Source organism: Stenotrophomonas sp. NA06056 (assembly GCF_013364355.1).
GTDB lineage: Bacteria > Pseudomonadota > Gammaproteobacteria > Xanthomonadales > Xanthomonadaceae > Stenotrophomonas.
Genome location: NZ_CP054931.1, coordinates 1385645 through 1404022, shown reverse-complemented (window position 1 = coordinate 1404022; position 18378 = coordinate 1385645). Strand labels below are relative to the sequence as shown.

Here is an 18378-nt window from a genome sequence, read left to right as displayed (position 1 = left end):
GATGGAACGGATGCTTCGCAACCTGACGACCGTACTGCTGCTGGCGCTGCTGTTCATCGCCCTGCCTGCCGCAGCCCAACGCGCCCGCGCGGCCGCTGAACTGGACGCGGCCGACAACGGCCTGCTGGTCCTCAGCTACCACGACGTGCGCGATGATGTGCTGGAAAAATCCGATGCCGACGCCTACGCGGTCAGCACCCAGAACTTCGCCGCACACCTGGACTGGCTGTCCGCCCATGGCTATCACCCGGTCTCGCTGTCGCAGCTGATCAAGGCCTCGCGTGGAGAAGCAAAGCTGCCGCCGCGGCCGGTGCTGCTGACCTTCGACGACGGCCTGCGCAGCGTGTACAGCCGTGTCTATCCGCTGCTGCGTGCGTACAACTATCCGGCGCTGGTGGCGGTGATCACCGACTACGTGGACATGGCACCGGGCCGCACCATCGACTACGGCTACCGTCCCTTCGGCCATGACGATTTCCTGACCTGGGACCAGCTGCGCGAGATGCAGGCCAGCGGCCTGATCGAGCTGGCCAGCCACACCGACAACCTGCACCATGGCGTGCAGTCCAACCCGCAGGGCAACCAGACCCCGGCGGTGATCACCCGCATCTACGACCCCAAGGCGCAGCGCTATGAAAGCGCGCAGGAGTACGAGAAGCGCCTGCGCGACGATCTCGGCCGCAGCGTGCAGCGCATCGAGAAGGAACTGGGGGTACGCCCGAAAGCGATCGTCTGGCCATATGCTGCCTACAACCAGTTGAGCAACGACATCGCCGAGCAGCTGGGCATGCCGGTGTCCTTCGATCTGGAAGGGCGCAGCACGCCGGTGACGGCCGACCTGCACGGCTTGGCACGCCTGCTGGTGACCAGCAATCCGAACGTCACCTCGCTGGCCTTCGAACTTCGTCGCAACGTCAACCTGGACGGCACCCGTGCGCTGCAGATCGACCTGGATTCGGTCTACGACAGTGATCCTGCGCAGCAGGCACGCAACCTGGATGCCTTGATTGAACGCGTGAAGCGGATCAGCCCGACCCACGTCTACCTGCAGGCGTTCGCCGATCCGGACGGCAACAACACCGCCGATGCGCTGTACTTCCCGAACCGGCACCTGCCGGTGCGCGCGGACCTGTTCAACCGCGTCGCCTGGCAGCTGAAAACCCGGGCCGGGGTAAAGGTCTACGCATGGCTGCCGGTGCTGGGCTATGAACTGCCCGACGCTGCGCAGCGTGCGGCGCTGGGCATCCAGAGCCCGGAACGCGATGGCATGTACCGCCTGGATTTCACCAAGCCGCAGGCGCGGCAGATCATCAAGGACATCTACGAAGACCTGGCGATCAACTCGTACTTCGAAGGCCTGCTGTTCCACGATGACGGCTACGTCCGCGATACCGAACTGACCCAGCTGCCACAGGAAGGCAGCGACGGCGGCCGCACCCAGGCGCTGATCGATTTCACCCTGGAACTGCGTGACAGCGCACAGCGCTGGCGCCCCAAGCTGGGCACCGTGCGCAACCTGTACGCGCAGCCGGTGCTGGAACCGCAGAGCGCGGCATGGTTCGCCCAGCGCCTGGACCTGTTCAACCAGGCCTACGACCGCACCGCACTGATGGCGATGCCGTGGATGGAGGGCAGCCGCCGTCCCCAGCGCTGGATGGACCGCCTGGTGGTGGCTGTGCGCGAACACGATCCAGAGCTGAAACACACGATGTTCGAGCTGCAGACCGTGGACTGGCGCACGCAGACGCCGATCAGCGGCGAACAGCTGCGCGCGCAGATCCGCCGCCTGCAGGCGCAGGGCGTGCGCCATTTTGCGTGGTACCCGGACGATTTCATTGCCGACAAGCCGTCGACGCAGGATGCACGCGCGGCGATGTCCGCGCGCAACTTCCCGTATCCGGAGAAGTGACGTGGACATGAACCCGTGGCTCAACGCCATGTTCCAGTTCGCCTTCTTCTACCCCATGGTGATGGCGTTCTTCTGGATGTCCGGTGGCCTGTACTACTTCTTCCGCCGTGAGCGGAAGTCACGGCCGCGCAACGACCCACCGCCCATGGCGGAGTATCCGTTCGCCAGCCTGCTGATTCCGTGCCACAACGAATCGGCGAACCTGGACGACACCCTCGGCGCTGCGTTGGCCCAACGCTATCCGGACTTCGAAGTGATCGCCATCAACGATGGCAGCAGCGACGACACCGGCGCCCGCCTGGATGCACTTGCGGCCCTGCACCCACGCCTGCGCGTGGTCCATCTGGACCGCAACCTGGGCAAGGCCAACGCACTGCGCATGGGCGCCCTGGCCGCGCGCTCGGAATACCTGGTGTGCATCGACGGCGATGCCATGCTGGAAGAGTTCGCCATGCACTGGATGGTCTGGCACCTGACCAGCGGCCCGCGCGTGGGTGCGGTGACCGGCAACCCGCGCATCCGCAACCGCTCCACCCTGCTTGGCCGCCTGCAGGTGGCGGAGTTCTCCTCGATCATCGGCATGATCAAGCGCGCCCAGCGCGTCTACGGCCGCATCTTCACCGTGTCCGGCGTCATCGCCGCATTCCGTCGCACGGCCCTGCACCGCATCGGCTACTGGGCCGATGACATGGTCACCGAGGACATCGACATCAGTTGGCGACTGCAGCTGGATCATTGGGACATCCGTTACGAGCCCAATGCGCTGTGCTTCATCCTGATGCCGGAAACCCTGAAGGGTCTGTGGCGGCAGCGCCTGCGCTGGGCACAGGGCGGTGTGGAAGTGCTGCTGCGTCACGGCACTTCGTTGTTCAGTTGGCGCAAGCGGCGCATGTGGGGCGTGCTGATGGAATACATCCTCAGCGTGCTGTGGGCCTACACCATGCTCGCGATCATTCTGCTGTGGGCAGCGGGCAAGTTCATCCCGCTGCCGCCGCAGTTGTACATCGACACGTTGCTGCCGCAATGGCATGGCGTGATCCTGGCGCTGGTCTGCCTGCTGCAGTTCGCCAGCAGCCTGATCATCGACAGGCGTTACGAAACGCATATCGGCCGCAACTATTTCTGGGTCATCTGGTACCCGATGGCGTACTGGTTGATCAGCCTGTTCACCACGCTGGTGGCACTGCCGAAGACGCTGCTCAGGCGGCGTGGCAAGCGCGCCACCTGGGTCAGTCCAGACAGAGGTATCCGATGAACGCACATCGCCAGACGGCGGCCAGCAAGCCGTCCAACCGCTTCGACTCGCGCCTGATCCAGAAGCCGCGCCAACAGCCCCGCCTGCAGCGCACTGCCTGGGGGTTTGTGACCCTGGCGTTCTGGGGGTTCTACTTCTACCTCTGGGCGCCGCTGGTCACGCTGGTGTCCTGGCTGCTCGGTGGCCAGCTGGCCTGGTTGCAGCTGTATGAGCGCAAGCAGCATCTCGACCCGTTCGTGATCATCGCCCTGCCGGTGATCCTGGCCGGCTGTGCGCTGCTGCTGATCGCCTGGGCCGAGTACAACCGCTACCGCTTCGCCGGCAAGGAACGGCGCCATCCGCGCGAGGATGCCAGCCGCTCGGAGATCGCCCATTCGCTGGGTGCCAGCGACCAGCTTGCCGAACAGATGTTCAATGCGAAGGCCATCACCCTGCACATGGATGAGCATGCGCGGCCGCTGGGCATGACGGCACAGCTGCTGCGGTAACGGGGGTTCGGCCGGGCGGCGCCCGGCACCCGCAGAGGCAACGGCAACGGCCGAAGCAACAGCAACGGCTGGCATTCCGTGGGATGGCGGGGCGGTATGGGCAGGCAGGACACGCCGTAAACCCATCCATGGGGGCTCGATGGCGCCATCCATGGCGCCAACGGTCCTGCCTGCCCATACCGCCCCACCTCTGACAGATTTCCGCAATCTGGTGGATCCACGCCATGCGTGGATGAATCTCCATCGGAATCGAATATTTCGAATTAGGAATGAAAAGCATCCACGCATGGCGTGGATCTATGTGTCGACCAAGGTCGGCACCCACCAAGAGCAGGCCATGCCATCCCGACAGATTGCGGAGATCTGTCGAAGGCGGGGTGGGTCCGGTTGCGGGGGTGTAAGCGCCATGGATGGCGCGCCCAAGCCTTATCTGATCGGAATCTGGCAGCGTAGGTGCCGAGAGCCGGCGTGGGCCGCCGTGCAAGCCTGGATCTCGACGATCGCCTTGGAGCTTGGCGCCCACGCCGGAATCTCCCTTGATCCGCCCGAACAGTTGCTGGAGCTGACACTCGCAGTAATAAGACTGGGCAAGCGGGGGAGCTCTCGACCCTTCCAGACTATACGGAGTCCGGTGATGAACGGGATCGGGATTGATGTCAGCAAGCGCCAACTGGATGTCGGCACGACGGACGGAGAGGTGCTGCAGGTTAGCAATAGCGCTTCGGGTTTCGCTGAATTGGATCTCTGGTTGAGGAAACATCCGGTGAGCCAGATCGTGCTGGAGGCCACTGGGGGCTACGAACAGTCAGTACTGAACTTTCTGCACAACGCCGGTCATGCGGTGGTTCGTGCCAACGCGCTGCGGGCTCGCAGGCTGGCCCAGGGAATGGGCCAGGTGGCCAAGACCGACCGTCTGGATGCCTATGCATTGGCGCAGATGGCGGCCTTGGTGAAACTGCCCGCCTATCAGCCACTGGAGCCCTGGCAGCAAAAGCTGCGGGAATTTGTGCGGGCGCGTCGACAGACGATGGAAGCCCTGACCGTAGCGCGCCAGCAGCAGGAGATGGTGACCGATCGTGAGTTGCGCCGACTGCTGCAAGCCAGCATCAGCCGCCTGCAGAGGATGGTTGGGCGTTTGGGACAGCAGATTGCCGAGCAGGTTGCCCAGCAACCCCAGCTGGCGGTACTGAAGTCGATGAAAGGCGTGGGCCCTGTCCTGCAGGCGGTATTGGCCAGCTATCTGCCGGAGCTGGGCAAGATCAGCGGCAAGGCCATCGCCAGTCTGGTCGGTGTAGCACCCATGTCCCACGACAGTGGAACCATGCGCGGCAAACGAAGCATCCATGGCGGCAGGGCCGAGATCCGTCAGGTGCTTTACATGGCCAGCATGTCGGCCATGCGGCATGAACCTCGACTGCGCGATTTCTACCAGTCGCTGCGAGCCCGAGGCAAAGAAGGAAAAGTAGCCATCGTGGCGGTGATGCGGAAGATGCTGGTGATTCTCAACGCCCGCGTGCGTGACGCTCAAGGCGGATCGATCCCCGCCTGAAGCCAGTCTGCGCGTGCCCCAAAAGGCTGCCGGCCAGCGGCCGGCACTACCGTGCGTGACTGTCGGAGGGGCCGAGGCCCCTCTCTCAACACAGTTGCTCCATGGATGGATTTACGGCGTCCCCCGCAACCGGACCCACCCCGCCATCCCACAGGAACCCAGCTGTTGCCGTTGCTTCGGCCGTTGCGGTTGCAGTTGCCTCTGCGGGTGCCGGGCGCAGCCCGGCCGTGAACCTAACTCCGGACCTGGCCTTCGCCGCGCACCACGAAACGTTCGACGGTGAGCGCTTCCAATCCCATCGGGCCATAGGCGTGCAGGCGCGTGGTGGAGATGCCGATCTCGCTGCCAAGGCCAAGCTGGCCGCCATCGGAAAAGCGCGATGACGCATTGACCATCACCACTGCCGAGCGCAACGCGTTGACGAAACGCTCGGCACTGGCCGCGTCTTCGGTAGCGATCACTTCGGTATGGTCGGAGGTGTAGGTACGGATGTGCGCGACAGCTCCGTCAAGATCATCGACCACGCGTACCGCCAGCACCAGATCAAGAAATTCGGCGGCATAGTCATCTTCGTTGGCCGCGATGCTTCCCGGCAGCAACGGCTGCGCGCGCTCGTCGGCACGCAACTCCACGCCACGTTCGGCCAGTGCCTGTCCGGCACGCGGCAGGAACGCTGCGGCAATGTCCTGGTGCACCAGCAGGGTTTCCAGTGAATTGCATGCAGACGGGCGGCTGCACTTGCCATCCACCAGCAGATCGACTGCTTTGGCGAGATCGGCGGTGGCATCCACGAACAGGTGGCAGACACCCTTGTAGTGCTTGATCACCGGAACCCGCGCATGTTCGGCAACGAAACGGATCAGGCCTTCGCCACCGCGCGGGATGGCCAGGTCGATCAGTTCATGCAGCTGCAGCAGTTCCAGCATGGCTTCGCGGCGCAGGTCGGTCAGCACCGTCACTGCGGCAGGCGGCACGCCGTTGGCCTTCAATGCACCAGCCAACGCCTGGGCGATGGCGGTATTGGAATGGATCGCCTCCGAACCTCCACGCAGAATCACACCGTTGCCTGCCTTCAGGCACAGCGCGGCGGCTTCGGCAGTCACGTTCGGGCGTGCTTCGTAGATCATCGCGATCACCCCCAGCGGCACGCGCACCTTCTGCACGCGGATGCCGTTCGGACGCACGTCGTCGCGGGTCACCTGCCCGATCGGGTCCGGCAACGCGGCCACTTCGCGCACGGCCTCGGCCATCGCGAACAGGCGCGCCGGGTCCAACGCCAGGCGGTCAAGCATCGCGCTGCCGACACCCTTGTCGCGGGCGGCGGCCAGGTCGCGCGCATTACCCGCAAGAATCTGCCCGGCATTGACCTCCAGCGCCTGCGCCATCGCCTGCAGCAGCGCCCTGCGCGCATCGCTGTCGAGGCCAGCGACCACCTGGGCTGCGTCGCGGCAGGCGCGGGCCTGCGATTCGATCTCACTCATCGGGACCTCCTGCAGTCCGGTCATGGCAGCACCAGATCGTCGCGATGGACGACGGTACCGCCGTAGTTGTAGCCGAGCACGGCCTGGATATCCCGGCTGTGGCGGCCGGCAATGCGGCGCACATCATCGGCAGCGTACTGGCTGACGCCACGGGCCACGCAGACCTTGCCGGCTTCGGTGTTCCAGCACACCTGCACCATGTCACCACGGCGGAACGCGCCGTCGGCGCCGGTGATGCCACCGGGCAGCAATGAGGCGCCTTTCTCGCGCATCGCCTGGGCTGCACCGGCATCGATCAGGATCGCACCCTCGGCCAGCGGTGCGTGCCGCAGCCAGTGCTTGCGGGCCGCCTCGCGGCTGCGCGCAGGGTGGATGCGGGTACCGAACAGGCGATCCTGCGCCAGCGCGCGCACCACCTCGCCGCTGCGGCCGTTGAACAAGTAGGTTTCGATGCCGACCCGGCCGGCCTTGGCCGCGGCCTCCAGCTTGGTGCGCATGCCACCGGTACCGGCGACTGAACCGGCACCACCGGCCATCGCAAGCACTGCATCATTCAACTCAGACACCTCGTGCAGCGGTCGTGCATCGGCATGCGTGCGCGGGTCGGCACTGAACAGACCATCGATGTCGGTGGCGATGAACAGTGCATCGGCATCGACCAGCGCTGCCACCGTCGCGGCCAGGTTGTCGTTGTCACCGAGCTTGAGCTCGTCCACCGAGACGGTATCGTTCTCGTTCACCACCGGCAGTGCGCCCAGCCGCAGCAATTCGTTGAGGGTTGCCCGCGCGTTGAGGTAGCGACGGCGGTTGCGCAGATCGTCATGGGTCAGCAGCACCTGCGCCACCGGGCGTTCGAAGAAGCGCTGCCACAGACCGATCAGCTGTGCCTGGCCAAGTGCCGCCAACGCCTGTCGTGCAGCCATCGCCGCGCCGGGCTCATCGGCCCGGGGCAGGATCGCGCGGCCGGCAGCCACTGCACCGGAGGAGACAATGACGACCTCGCGACCGGCCAGCACATTGGCCGAGACAAACTGGGCCAGGCCCAGCGCGTGACGCGGCGACAGGCCGCCACCATCGGCAGCGAGCAGGCTGCTGCCGACCTTGAGCACGGCACGCCGCCACGACGGCAGCGCTTGTTCGGGGAACGGCGATGCAACGGTGGCAGCGTGGACGGTCATCAGAGGCGCCTCAGCGCGTATTCCATTCATGGACGGTCAGTGCCGATGCCTGCATCGTCACCAGCGGATCGGTGGCGACGATGGCCTGTGCCTGCGCAAGGCTGTCGATGTTGCACAGCACGTAGGCGCCACCACTGCCATCGGCGAAGCCGCCGGTCAGCTGCAGCTTGCCTTCGGCCTGCAACGCATCAAGGAAGTCGCGGTGCGGTTGCACCACGGCATCGGTGAAGCCCGGCTGGCGCATCGCCAGCACCAGGTAGACGGTGCCGGCCATCAGGACAGCGCCTGCCAGCGCGCGCGCAGTTCATCCAGGCGCAGGTCCGACGCCGAACCCGGCGATACGCGCGCCGCCAGGCTGCCTTCCGGCGTACGCCCCTGCCCCGCACTGTCGGCCCCGACAGCAGCGGCCTTGTAGGCCTCGCGGAACGGCACACCCGCTACCGCGGCCTCCACCGCTACGTCGGTGGCGTACATGCCCGAATCGATCGCCGAACGCAGCTTGTCATCGCGCCATTCCAGGTTGGCCAGCAGTGCCGGCAGCAGCTCCAGCGCGGCCAGGCCACGACCGAAGCCGTGGAAGATCGCGCCCTTGGACGACTGCAGGTCACGGTGGTAGCCCGACGGCAGCGACAGCAGCTGTTCGATCTCGGTACGCGCGGCAGCGACGCTGGCGTGGGTGGCCCGCATCAGTTCGATCACGTCCGGATTGCGCTTGTTGGGCATGATCGAACTACCGGTGGTGTACTGCGCCGGTAGCGCGACGAAACCGAATTCGGCGCTGGTGAACAGCGACAGGTCCCAGGCGATGCGGCGCAGGTCCAGGGTCGCGCCGCCCAGCGCTTCCAATGCAGCCAGCTCGAACTTGCCACGCGACAGCTGCGCATAGATCGGTGAAATCTGCATGCGCGCAAAGCCGAGCGCGCTGGTCGTATGCTCGCGGTCCAGCGGCAGGTTCACGCCGTAACCGGCGGCGGTGCCGAGCGGATTGGCATCGACCAGCGCATGGGTATCGCGGGCACGCACGGCGTTGTCGATGAAGGCTTCGGCCCAACCGGCCCACCACATGCCGGCCGAGGACACCACCGCACGCTGGATGTGGGTGTAACCCGGAATAGGCAGGTGCTGCTCGGCCTGCGCGCGGTCAAGCGCGACCTTGGCCACTTCGGCACTGACCTGCGCCACGTGCTGCAGCTTTTCCTTCAACCACAACCGGGTGGCGACCAGGATCTGGTCGTTGCGGCTACGGCCGGTGTGGATCTTGCGGCCGGCATCACCGAGGCGTTCGGTCAGGCGCGCTTCGATCGCCGAATGGCCATCCTCATACTGCGTATCGAGCACGAAACGGCCTTCGCGGAAGTCCTGCGCCAGCACGTCCAGTTCGCGCAGCAGGCCAGCCAGTTCATCGGCGCTGAGGATGCCGATGTGCTGCAGGCCCTGCGCATGCGCGGCGCTGGCAGCGATGTCGTGCAGGAAGAACTCGCGATCGAGGATCACGTCGTCGCCGGCGAGGAAGGTCTGGATCTTGGCGTCGACAGCGACGCCGGGCTTCTGCCAAAGAAGGTCTGCCATGGGGGCTCCGGAATGCGGGTTCAGTGCGGGATCGACGTCAGTTCGTCGATACCCAGCGCGAGATTGAGGTTCTGCATGGCCTGGGTGGCCGCGCCCTTGAGCAGGTTGTCCAGGGTCGCCACCACCACCACCCGCTTGCCGCCCGGGGCCAGCGTGAAGCCACCGACCTGGGCGCCATGGCGGCCGGCGATACGGCTTACCCACGGCGCGTCGTCCACGACCTCGATGAGCGCTTCACCGGCATAGGCCTGCTGGAAACGCTCGACGATCTGCTCGCGGGTCTGCACGCGGTTCAGCCACAGGTTGGCGGTGAGCGTAATGCCACGGAAATGCGGCGCGACGTGCGGCATGAATTCAACCGCCACGCCCAGCTGTACGGACACCTCGCGTTCGTGCACGTGGTTGGTCAGCGCGTACGGCATCAGGTTGTCGGCCAGCAGCTCGACGTTGTTCTTGTCCGACGGCGAGGTGCCGGCACCGGAGTAGCCGGACACGCCGAAGCACTGCGGCGGACCGGCCAGCAGGTCCTGCAGCGGATGCACCGCCAGCTGCATCGCGGTGGCATAGCAGCCCGGGTTGCTGATGTGCTTCTGGCCGTTGTAGCGGCCACGGGTCAGTTCCGGCAGGCCGTAGTACCAGCTGCTGTCGAAACGGTAGTCGGCCGAGAGGTCGACGATGACAGTGTCCGGTTTCGCGGTTTCAAGCGCGGCCACGAACGGTGCGGCCAGGCCATTGGGCAGGGCCAGGATCACCGCATCCACGCCCTTGGCGGCCACTGCGTCGGCGTCCAGGTTCTCGTACTGCAGGTCACCCTGGAATTCCGGATGGTGATCGGACAGGCGCTGCCCGGCGCGCTCACGCGAAGAGACGAAGGCCAGTTTCAGCCGCGGATGGGCGGCCACCAGCTTGATCAGCTCGGCGCCGGTATGGCCGCGGGCACCGACGATGCCCAGGGTGAAAGTCGAATCGTTCATGCGTGACTGTCCAGGCGGTGCTGCAGGTGGCGTTTCACGCCCTGCCATTCCGCGTCGATGATGGAGAAGATGACGGTGTCGCGCGGCGTGCCGTCGGCATGCCGCTTGTGATTGCGCAGCACGCCATCCTGCTTGGCGCCCAGGCGCGCGATCGCGGTGCGCGAGGTGAAGTTGAACCAGCTGGTTTCAAACACCACGCTCAGGCATTCCAGCCGCTCGAAGGCATGGCTGAGCAGCATCAGCTTGGTTTCGGTGTTGACCCCGGTGCGCTGCACCGACTCGTCATACCAGGTGTAGCCGATGCTCAGCCGCGGCACGTCCGCTTGCAGATCGTAGTAGCGGGTGGTGCCAACGATCTGGCCGTGGGCATCGAACACCACGAACGGCAGCACCTTGCCCTCGGCCTGCGCCTGCAGGGCGGCCTGCACATAGCCGGTCATGGTCTTCGCATCGGGTACCTGGGTGTACCAGAGCCGGGACAGCGCGCCGTCGCCCAACGCACCGCGCAGGCCATCGATATGGCTCATCTGCAGCGGCTCCAGCCGCGCATGCGTGCCGGTCAGCGTGGGTACCCGGGTCCAGTCTGCGTGGTTCATCGCGATCAGCCCTCCAGGCTCGGCGCACGCACGGCGCAATGATCGACATACGTCCTGATCCGGTCGATGCCATCGGCGCCGTACCAGAACACCTTCCAATGGCCCTGCTTATAACAGCCGTCGGACTCGGCGTAGTAGAAATGATTGATCGGGTTGCCGTTGCGCGAGCGCCAGAACAGCTGCGGGGTTTCTTCGCGCATCACGTTCCAGACGGCGCGCCCCAGGCCTTCACCCTGCGCGTCGTCGAGCACGGCGAACTTGTCCAGGTACACGCCCTCGGCCTCATCGGTGAGGATCACCGCCGTGCGGTAGTTCTCACTGACGTAAGCGCGCAGCAACGTGGTCTTCTCGAAATAGTCCGGCACCAGCGTGCGGCCGAAACTGGATTCGATCAGGCCCTTCAGGCGCGGCAGGTCCAACTCGCTCCAGGCGGTTGCACGCAGCACCTTCTCGCCCTTGCGTACCAGCGTACCCGAGCCCTTGTGGGTGAACAGTTCCTTGGCCAGGTCGGCGGGCCGAGTGATCGACACCGACGATTCCAGCGGCAGCCGGTCCAGCAGGGACTTGATCTGTTCGATCTTCACCTTCATGCCGCCGTGAATCCACGGCTGCTCGATCAGGTGGTCGTACTCGGTGGACAGGTTGATCGAATCGATCACGCTGCCCTCTTCGTCCAGCAGGCCACCGGTGCCGGTCAGGAAGATGATCTTGTACGGCTGCAGTTCCTGCACCAGTTCGTTGGCGGCGAAGTCGGCATTGACGTTGAGAATCTGGCCACCCGCCGTCTCGCCCAGGCTGGTGATGACCGGAATGGAGCCTGCACGCAGGCTGGCTTCGATCGGCGCCAGGTTGACCTTCTTTACTTCGCCGACCAGGCCGTAGGTATCCAGGCCCAGGTACTCGGCCTCGAACACGCCGCCCGTAATGGAGGTGGCGCGCGCGCCGTTCTGCTGCAGGGCTTCGACCAAGCGCAGGTTGGACTGCTGGAACACCCGGCGCACGATCGCCAGCGCTTCCGGCGACGTCACCCGCAGGCCATTGACCGTCTGCTTTTCAATGCCGGCGGCCGACAGTTCCGCATCCAGCTGCGGACCGGCGCCATGCAGCACGATCGGGGTCAGGCCGACTTCCTGCAGGAACGACAGCGAGGAGGTCAGCGCGTCGAGATCGTCGCGCAGCACCGCGCCGCCGACCTTGACCACGGCGAAGCGCTTGGCGTCCAGCTGCGAAAAGCGCTTGAGGTACTGGCTGATCTCCTTCGCGCTGGCCATGCTCGAAAGCAGGCGCACGATGGTCTGACGGGTCTGGCGGTGGGGCTGGAGGGCAGGAGACATTTCGGTTTCGTCACAGGCGGCGGTCGCCGCGTTGCAGTTCCGACGCGCAGGTGCGCAGCGGCGTTGTGGGTCGATCAGGCGCCGGCGGCGATGATCCGATGTACGGCGTCGGCGTAGCGCTGCAGCTGCTCCAGCGTCACGAACTCGTCGGCGGTATGGGCCTGGGCGATGTCACCCGGTCCGAACACCATCGTGGTGTAGCCAGCGGCCGAGAACAGCGACGCCTCGGTCCAGAAGTCCACCGCGTTGCCGATCGGAATATCCAGCGCGTCGGCCACGTCGCGCGCCAGCAGGCGGCGGTTCTCAGCTTCGGCGATATCGCCGGCAGGCAGGCTCGGGCCACGGAAGGTTTCGGTGAACACTGCCGCTGCGGGTTCAGCGAAGCCGGCAAAGGTCGCCAGCAGCGCATCGATATCCATCGACGGCAGCGGCCGGAAACCAAAGCGCACTTCCGCCGCCGGCGCGATCATGTTGGCCTTGATGCCACCTTCAACGCGCCCGATGTTGAAGCGCAGGCCGGTCAGTCCACCGAAGCGGGCCGAGGCCAGCGATTCCACATGGTCCAGCGCACGGTTGCCCCAGCGCATCGCCTGGTGCAGCGCACTGGCGGCGGCATCCTGCTTGCCCGAGGCATGGCCGGCGCGGCCGGCGAACTGCATCAGCACCGAGCTGATGCCTCGATGCGCCAGCACTGCCTCGCTCATGGTCGGTTCGGCCACCAGCACGGCTTCGTACTTGATACCCCGGGCCAGGAACGCGGCGATGCAGCGCGGATCGTTGGCTTCCTCGTCGCTGGAGAACAGGAACGCGGCATCACCATCACTGGCGTTGGCGGCCGCCACCAGTGCTGCGGCCGCGCCCTTGATGTCACATACACCGAGGCCGACCACGCGGTCGTCCAGGCGGCGCATCACGTGCGGGTCGGCACTCCAGTGCGGCGAATCCGGCACGGTATCCAGGTGCACGTTGAACAGGTACTTCGGCGTACCGCGCACGGCATACAGGCTGACCGCACCGGCACCGTGGTCGATCACCTCGACATTGAACCCGGGCAGGTTGTCGCGCAGGTAATCGAAGATGCCACCGGTGGTGATCGCACGCGGCGGGTTGCGGGTGTCGAAGGACACCAGCGCCTGCAGGTGATCGAGCGTCTGTTCAAGCATGAATCAACAGTTCCTGTGGAATTCCGCCGGGCATGGCCCGGCGCTACCGGAATGCGTCTGGTGGAGAGCCCCCTTCTTGTTGAAGGGGGCGCGCCAACGGCGCAGGGTTGAGGTGGAATGCGTGGTCAACCGCTCAGCGGTTGACTTGAGCAAAGAGCGTTGAGCTCATGCCGAACAGCTTGATGAAGCCTTCAGCCTCCTCCACGCCCCAGTCGGCCGACTGCGCGTAGGTGGCACCCTTGGTGTTGAGCAGGTGCGGCGACTTCACCGCCACCGCGTCGACGCGGCCACCACGGGTTTCCAGCACCACTTCACCGTTGACCTTGGCCTGCGAGGACTTCAGGAACGCTTCGATGTCGGTCTTCAGCGGGTCGTGGTAGAAGCCTTCGTACACCAGCTCCACCCACTTGCGCGCCACGTCCGGCTTGAAGCGGTTCTGCTGCTTGGTCAGCACCGCATCTTCCAGCGCGCGGTGCGCGGCCAGCAGCGAGACCAGGCCCGGTGCCTCGAACACGATGCGACCCTTCAGGCCGATCACGGTGTCGCCGGTGTACACGCCACGGCCGACGCCGTACGGAGCGAACAGCTTGTTGAGCTGGGCCAGGATCTGCTCGCCCGGCAGCGCCTTGCCGTTGAGCTCGACGGCTTCGCCTTCGACGAACTTCAAGGTGACGGTCAGCGGTGCTTCCGGCCACTCGGCGCGTGGCGCGCACCAGCCACGCGCGCCCTCGCCCGGTGCTTCCCAGCGATCGATCTCGCCGCCGGACATGGTCAGGCCCAGCAGGTTCTCGTTGATCGTGTAGGCCTGCTGCTTGGCGCGCACGCCGAAGCCACGCTCTTCCAGGTACTTCTGCTCGTAGGCGCGGGTCTGGGTGTGTTCCTTCTGGATCTCGCGGATCGGCGCGATGATCTGGTAGTCACCCAGGGCCTTCACTGCCAGGTCGAAACGCACCTGGTCGTTGCCCATGCCGGTGCAGCCGTGGGCGATGATGTTGGTGCCCAGTTCGGCGGCGCGCTTGAGCGCGGCATCGACGATCAGGTAACGGTCCGACACCAGCAGCGGGTACTGGCCCTGGTAGCCTTCACCGGCCCACACGAACGGCTTGACGAAGCCCGACCAGATGGCCGGACCGCCATCGACGGTCTGGTGGCTGGTGACACCCAGCTCGGCAGCACGCTTCTCGATGAAATCGCGTTCTTCGTCATCCACGCCGCCGGTATCAGCGAACACGGTATGCACGTTGTAGCCGCGCTCCTGCAGGTACGGCACGCAGAAGCTGGTATCAAGGCCGCCGGAGAAGGCGAGAACGACGTCTTTGTTGCTCATGGGGGATATGTCCTGGTAGCGCCGGGCCATGCCCGGCGGAAATGTTCGAATCGAAAAGAGTCAGCGCCCGGCAACAGCGGCCATGATCGCCTTCTGCACATGCAGGCGATTCTCGGCCTCGTTGATGGCGATGCACTGCGGCGAATCCATCACGCCGTCGGTCGCCTTTACGTTGCGGCGCAGCGGCAGGCAGTGGCTAAACACACCGTTGTTGGTCAGCGCCATCTTCCGCTCGTCGACGATGAAGTGCTTGAACTGGTCGCGGATCGGCTTTTCCGGCTCCCAGTTGCCGAAGAACGGCAGCGCGCCCCAGCTCTTGGCATAGACCACGTCGGCACCGGCATAGGCGCTGTCGATGTCATGGCTGATCTTCAGCGAACCGCCGCTCTCGGCGACGTTCTGCTCGGCCCAGCCCATGTAGCGCTCGTCGAGGATGTAGTCGGCGGTCGGGCACAGCAGGGTCACATCCATGCCCATGCGGGTGGCGATGGTCAGCGCCGAGTTGGCCACGGCGGTGTTCAGCGGCTTGGGGTGGTAGGTCCAGGTCAGCACGTACTTCTTGCCGCGCAGGTCCTGGGTACCGAAATGCTCCTGCAGCGCCATCACGTGCGCCAGCTCCTGGCACGGATGGGTGATGGTTTCCATGTTGATCACCGGCACTGGCGAGTACCTGGCGAAACTCTCGAGCACGACATCCTGGCGGTCGTAGGCCCAGTCGACGAACTTCGGGAATGCGCGTACGGCGATGATGTCGCAGTAACGGCCAAGCACCTTGGCCACTTCAGCGATGTGCTCTTCGGTATCGCCGTCCATCACCGTGCCGAGGTTGAACTCGATCGGCCAGGCATCCTTGCCCGGCTGCAGCACCACCGCGTGGGCACCGAGCTGGAACGCGCCCAGTTCGAAACTGGTGCGGGTACGCATGGACGGATTGAAGAACACCAGCGCGATCGACTTGCCCTTGAGCTGGTCGCCGAGCTTGTTGCGCTTGAACAGCGCCGCCTGGGTCAGCAGCGCGTCAAGTTCGCTGCGGCTCCAGTCCTGGGTGTTCAGGAAGTGCTTGGGGGACATCATCATTCCTTGCTTGAGCGGCGCCGGTGGCCGACGCGGTGGAAGGTGGAAGGGAAAACCGGGAACCAGGGTGGTACGAAAAGGTTGCAGATGAAGCTTTCAGAACGCGGAAACGAAAAAACCCAGCCGGCGGGCTGGGTTTTTTTCGGACGAACAGCAGAAAGCTCCGGATTACCCAGCGAGGATGTGGGGTTCCGGTCGACGGGCACGCGACGTCATGCCAGTGGCCTGGCGGGCGGCGCTGCTGTCGTGCTGGAAGTCGGTGAGCTTCATTGGTCGGCAATCTTTACATGCAGCCGGGGCCGGCGCAAGGGGCCGGCGTCTCAGAATCAGGGGGTGCCAGCGGCAGCCTGCTCGGGGCCCACCCAAGGGGTGATCGAAACCCGGATCTTCAGCCGGTTGCCGGGGTCTTCCGGCAACCGTGAGCGGTACTTGGTGCCCTTGTAGACATAGTCCACGTCATAGGCGATGGGACGGCGGAACTCGCGCCCGACAGGCACGATGCGACAGTCCCGGGTCAGCATCGGGCCCGTGTTAGCCGGCGCCGGGGCCGGCGTTTCCGCCGGAACCTCCTCCAGCCCTTCCTCGTCGCTGCGCTTGAACATCGAGCGTACCGAATCCCACAGGCGGCCGATGCGGCCCTTGTCCTCGACCGGCTCTTCGCCGGTGACGTTGACCGGGGCCAGGGTGCGGGTCGAGACCGGCTCGCAATGCTCCTCGGTACGGGTTGCGCGCAGGGTCTGGAACACCGGCTCCACGTTGAGCACCTGGGCGTAGTCGAACTTCACGTTCTCCACGATCACCACCCGGTTGCGGGGCTCGGCCTCCTGGGCCAGGACCACGGCGGGCAGCGCCGACAGGCAGGCCAGGGTCAGCAACGCGGTGGTTTTCATTGGCGATGGGAGCAGGGACACGGCAATAGTGTAGGCAGTGGTGACCGCAAGGGGCTGAACATTACCCGTCCGCGTCGTTCCTGCCCACCCCACCCCGGCGGCCGGTGACGTCCACCGGTGGCAACGGCCCCCCCAAAGGGGCCGACACGTTCTAAAATCACAGGCTTGTCCCCCAGTCACAGACCCATGACCCTGCGCCTGCACAACAACCTGACTCGCCAGCTCGAACCGTTCACCCCGCTCGACCCGGCCTGTCCGACCCTGTATGTGTGCGGCCCGACGGTCTACAACTACGTGCACATCGGCAACGCCCGTGGGCCGGTGGTGTTCGGGGTGCTGGCCGACCTGCTGCGGCGACGCTTCGGCGCCCTGCGCTACGCCCGCAACATCACCGACGTGGACGACAAGATCAACACCGCCGCGCGCGAGCAGGGGGTGCCGATCAGCACCATCACCGACCGTTTCGCCGCTGCCTACCGTGAAGACATGGCCGCGCTGGGCGTGGTGCCGCCGGATATCGAACCGGAAGTGACCGCGCACATTCCACAGATCGTCACCATGATCGAACAGCTGATTGCCGGTGGCCACGCCTACCCGGCCGAGGGCCACGTGCTGTTCTCGGTCAGCAGCTTCGAGGGCTACGGCAAGCTGTCGCGCCGCGATCCCGAGGAAATGCTGGCCGGTGCCCGTGTCGATGTGGCCCCCTACAAGCGCGATCCGGGCGATTTCGTGCTGTGGAAGCCGTCCAGCGATGACCTGCCCGGCTGGGAATCGCCTTGGGGCCGCGGCCGTCCGGGCTGGCATATCGAATGCTCGGCAATGGCCGCCGCGCACCTGGGCGAGACCATCGACATCCATGCCGGTGGCGTCGACCTGCAGTTCCCGCATCACGAGAACGAGTTGGCGCAGAGCGAATGCGCCCATGGCGGCAAGATCTTCGCCCGCTTCTGGCTGCACAACGGCATGCTCAACTTCGGCGGTGCCAAGATGAGCAAGTCGCTGGGCAACATCGAGCGCGTGCACGATCTGGTGCGCCAGCACCCCCCGGAGGCACTGCGCCTGGCCCTGCTGTCGGCCCACTACCGGCAGCCGCTGGACTGGTCCGATGGCCTGATCGAGCAATCGGTGCGCACGCTGGACCGCCTGTACGGCACCCTGCGCGAGCTGGCGTCGATCGAGGCCAGCGTAGCGATTCCGGCTGCCGTCGAGGCGACGCTGGACGACGATCTCAACACTCCGCAGGCGCTGGCTGAAGTCGCCCGTATCGCCGGTGAAGCGCGCCGCGCCACCGATCCGGCCGAACGCGCACGCTTGAAGGGCGAGCTGCTCGGCGCCGGCCTGGCGCTGGGCCTGCTGCAGGCCGATCCGGCGCAATGGTTCGGAACCGCAGCCGGCGATGAAAGCGACGATGCACGCATCCAGGGCTTGATCGACGAACGCGCAGCGGCGAAGCAGTCGCGCGACTTCGCCCGTTCCGACGCCATCCGCGACCAGCTGGCCGCCGAGGGCATCGTGCTGGAAGACACCCCGCAGGGCGTCCGCTGGTCGCGCAAGCGCGGCTGACCCACCCTGCCCCGTGGCCGGTCCGCCG

General features: G+C 65.5%; 16 protein-coding genes. 5 read left to right on the top strand and 11 right to left on the bottom strand.

Translation table 11 applies throughout. The features are described from left to right. The first annotated feature begins 1 nt into the window (after position 1). The 4 genes from pgaB (at position 2) to HUT07_RS06120 (ending at position 5201) form a co-directional block, all read left to right on the top strand. Positions 2-1909 carry a poly-beta-1,6-N-acetyl-D-glucosamine N-deacetylase PgaB gene (gene pgaB, locus HUT07_RS06135; RefSeq protein WP_176020177.1) on the top strand — a complete coding sequence of 636 codons (1908 nt, stop codon included), beginning with the start codon at positions 2-4 and terminating at the stop codon, positions 1907-1909. A 1-nt stretch (position 1910) separates the two neighbouring features. Then, positions 1911-3164 (top strand): poly-beta-1,6-N-acetyl-D-glucosamine synthase, encoded by a 1254-nt coding sequence (pgaC, locus tag HUT07_RS06130; RefSeq protein WP_176020176.1) that lies wholly within the window; start codon positions 1911-1913, stop codon positions 3162-3164. Next, positions 3161-3652 carry a poly-beta-1,6-N-acetyl-D-glucosamine biosynthesis protein PgaD gene (pgaD, locus tag HUT07_RS06125; RefSeq protein ID WP_176020175.1) on the top strand — a complete coding sequence of 164 codons (492 nt, stop codon included), beginning with the start codon at positions 3161-3163 and terminating at the stop codon, positions 3650-3652. The genes pgaC and pgaD overlap by 4 nt, the downstream gene beginning before the upstream one ends. Before the next feature lie 634 nt (positions 3653-4286). Beyond that, the gene (locus HUT07_RS06120) at positions 4287-5201 is read left to right on the top strand and encodes an IS110 family transposase (protein ID WP_176019965.1); all 915 of its coding nucleotides are present in this window, start codon (positions 4287-4289) and stop codon (positions 5199-5201) included. A 233-nt stretch (positions 5202-5434) separates the two neighbouring features. Here the strand turns inward: HUT07_RS06120 and HUT07_RS06115 are convergent, their stop codons facing one another. The 11 genes from HUT07_RS06115 to HUT07_RS06065 form a co-directional block, all read right to left on the bottom strand. Continuing rightward, the gene (locus HUT07_RS06115) at positions 5435-6706 is read right to left on the bottom strand and encodes a glutamate-5-semialdehyde dehydrogenase (RefSeq protein WP_176020174.1); all 1272 of its coding nucleotides are present in this window, start codon (positions 6704-6706) and stop codon (positions 5435-5437) included. Then, on the bottom strand, positions 6703-7860 hold the full coding sequence (proB, locus tag HUT07_RS06110) for a glutamate 5-kinase (protein WP_176020173.1): 1158 nt from the start codon (positions 7858-7860) through the stop codon (positions 6703-6705). Before proB ends, HUT07_RS06115 begins: the two co-directional genes overlap by 4 nt. A 10-nt stretch (positions 7861-7870) precedes the next feature. Beyond that, on the bottom strand, positions 7871-8134 hold the full coding sequence (locus tag HUT07_RS06105; RefSeq protein ID WP_176020172.1) for a YciI family protein: 264 nt from the start codon (positions 8132-8134) through the stop codon (positions 7871-7873). Continuing rightward, on the bottom strand, positions 8134-9429 hold the full coding sequence (gene argH, locus HUT07_RS06100) for an argininosuccinate lyase (protein ID WP_176020171.1): 1296 nt from the start codon (positions 9427-9429) through the stop codon (positions 8134-8136). The genes HUT07_RS06105 and argH overlap by 1 nt, the downstream gene beginning before the upstream one ends. A 20-nt stretch (positions 9430-9449) precedes the next feature. After that, positions 9450-10403 (bottom strand): N-acetyl-gamma-glutamyl-phosphate reductase, encoded by a 954-nt coding sequence (gene argC, locus HUT07_RS06095; RefSeq protein WP_176020170.1) that lies wholly within the window; start codon positions 10401-10403, stop codon positions 9450-9452. Then, positions 10400-10999, bottom strand: a complete 600-nt coding sequence (locus HUT07_RS06090) for a GNAT family protein (RefSeq protein WP_176020169.1) — start codon at positions 10997-10999, stop codon at positions 10400-10402. The genes argC and HUT07_RS06090 overlap by 4 nt, the downstream gene beginning before the upstream one ends. A 5-nt stretch (positions 11000-11004) precedes the next feature. Then, positions 11005-12333, bottom strand: a complete 1329-nt coding sequence (locus tag HUT07_RS06085; protein WP_176020168.1) for an acetylglutamate kinase — start codon at positions 12331-12333, stop codon at positions 11005-11007. A gap of 74 nt (positions 12334-12407) precedes the next feature. Then, positions 12408-13496, bottom strand: coding sequence for an acetylornithine deacetylase (locus HUT07_RS06080; RefSeq protein WP_176020167.1), 1089 nt, complete (start codon positions 13494-13496; stop codon positions 12408-12410). Positions 13497-13629: 133 nt separating this feature from the next. Further along, positions 13630-14823 (bottom strand): argininosuccinate synthase, encoded by a 1194-nt coding sequence (locus tag HUT07_RS06075; protein ID WP_176020166.1) that lies wholly within the window; start codon positions 14821-14823, stop codon positions 13630-13632. Positions 14824-14883: 60 nt separating this feature from the next. Continuing rightward, positions 14884-15894, bottom strand: coding sequence for an N-acetylornithine carbamoyltransferase (locus HUT07_RS06070; RefSeq protein ID WP_025876421.1), 1011 nt, complete (start codon positions 15892-15894; stop codon positions 14884-14886). Between the two features lie 329 nt (positions 15895-16223). Further along, positions 16224-16787: a hypothetical protein gene (locus HUT07_RS06065; protein ID WP_176020165.1), complete on the bottom strand. Its 564-nt coding sequence runs from the start codon at positions 16785-16787 to the stop codon at positions 16224-16226. A 186-nt stretch (positions 16788-16973) separates the two neighbouring features. Between HUT07_RS06065 and cysS the strand changes: the two genes are divergently transcribed. Then, the gene (gene cysS / locus HUT07_RS06060) at positions 16974-18350 is read left to right on the top strand and encodes a cysteine--tRNA ligase (protein WP_176020164.1); all 1377 of its coding nucleotides are present in this window, start codon (positions 16974-16976) and stop codon (positions 18348-18350) included. Positions 18351-18378 lie beyond the last annotated feature (28 nt).

Excerpts from the sequence above, each read along its gene's own strand:
- argH (WP_176020171.1), bottom strand. The coding sequence starts at position 9,429 with ATGGCAGACCTTCTTTGGCAGAAGCCCGGCGTCGCTGTCGACGCCAAG.
- proB (WP_176020173.1), bottom strand. The coding sequence starts at position 7,860 with ATGACCGTCCACGCTGCCACCGTTGCATCGCCGTTCCCCGAACAAGCG.
- HUT07_RS06115 (WP_176020174.1), bottom strand. The coding sequence starts at position 6,706 with ATGACCGGACTGCAGGAGGTCCCGATGAGTGAGATCGAATCGCAGGCC.
- pgaD (WP_176020175.1), top strand. The coding sequence starts at position 3,161 with ATGAACGCACATCGCCAGACGGCGGCCAGCAAGCCGTCCAACCGCTTC.
- HUT07_RS06090 (WP_176020169.1), bottom strand. The coding sequence starts at position 10,999 with ATGAACCACGCAGACTGGACCCGGGTACCCACGCTGACCGGCACGCAT.
- cysS (WP_176020164.1), top strand. The coding sequence starts at position 16,974 with ATGACCCTGCGCCTGCACAACAACCTGACTCGCCAGCTCGAACCGTTC.
- HUT07_RS06120 (WP_176019965.1), top strand. The coding sequence starts at position 4,287 with ATGAACGGGATCGGGATTGATGTCAGCAAGCGCCAACTGGATGTCGGC.
- HUT07_RS06105 (WP_176020172.1), bottom strand. The coding sequence starts at position 8,134 with ATGGCCGGCACCGTCTACCTGGTGCTGGCGATGCGCCAGCCGGGCTTC.
- HUT07_RS06085 (WP_176020168.1), bottom strand. The coding sequence starts at position 12,333 with ATGTCTCCTGCCCTCCAGCCCCACCGCCAGACCCGTCAGACCATCGTG.
- HUT07_RS06070 (WP_025876421.1), bottom strand. The coding sequence starts at position 15,894 with ATGTCCCCCAAGCACTTCCTGAACACCCAGGACTGGAGCCGCAGCGAA.
- argC (WP_176020170.1), bottom strand. The coding sequence starts at position 10,403 with ATGAACGATTCGACTTTCACCCTGGGCATCGTCGGTGCCCGCGGCCAT.
- HUT07_RS06080 (WP_176020167.1), bottom strand. The coding sequence starts at position 13,496 with ATGCTTGAACAGACGCTCGATCACCTGCAGGCGCTGGTGTCCTTCGAC.
- pgaB (WP_176020177.1), top strand. The coding sequence starts at position 2 with ATGGAACGGATGCTTCGCAACCTGACGACCGTACTGCTGCTGGCGCTG.
- HUT07_RS06065 (WP_176020165.1), bottom strand. The coding sequence starts at position 16,787 with ATGAAAACCACCGCGTTGCTGACCCTGGCCTGCCTGTCGGCGCTGCCC.
- HUT07_RS06075 (WP_176020166.1), bottom strand. The coding sequence starts at position 14,823 with ATGAGCAACAAAGACGTCGTTCTCGCCTTCTCCGGCGGCCTTGATACC.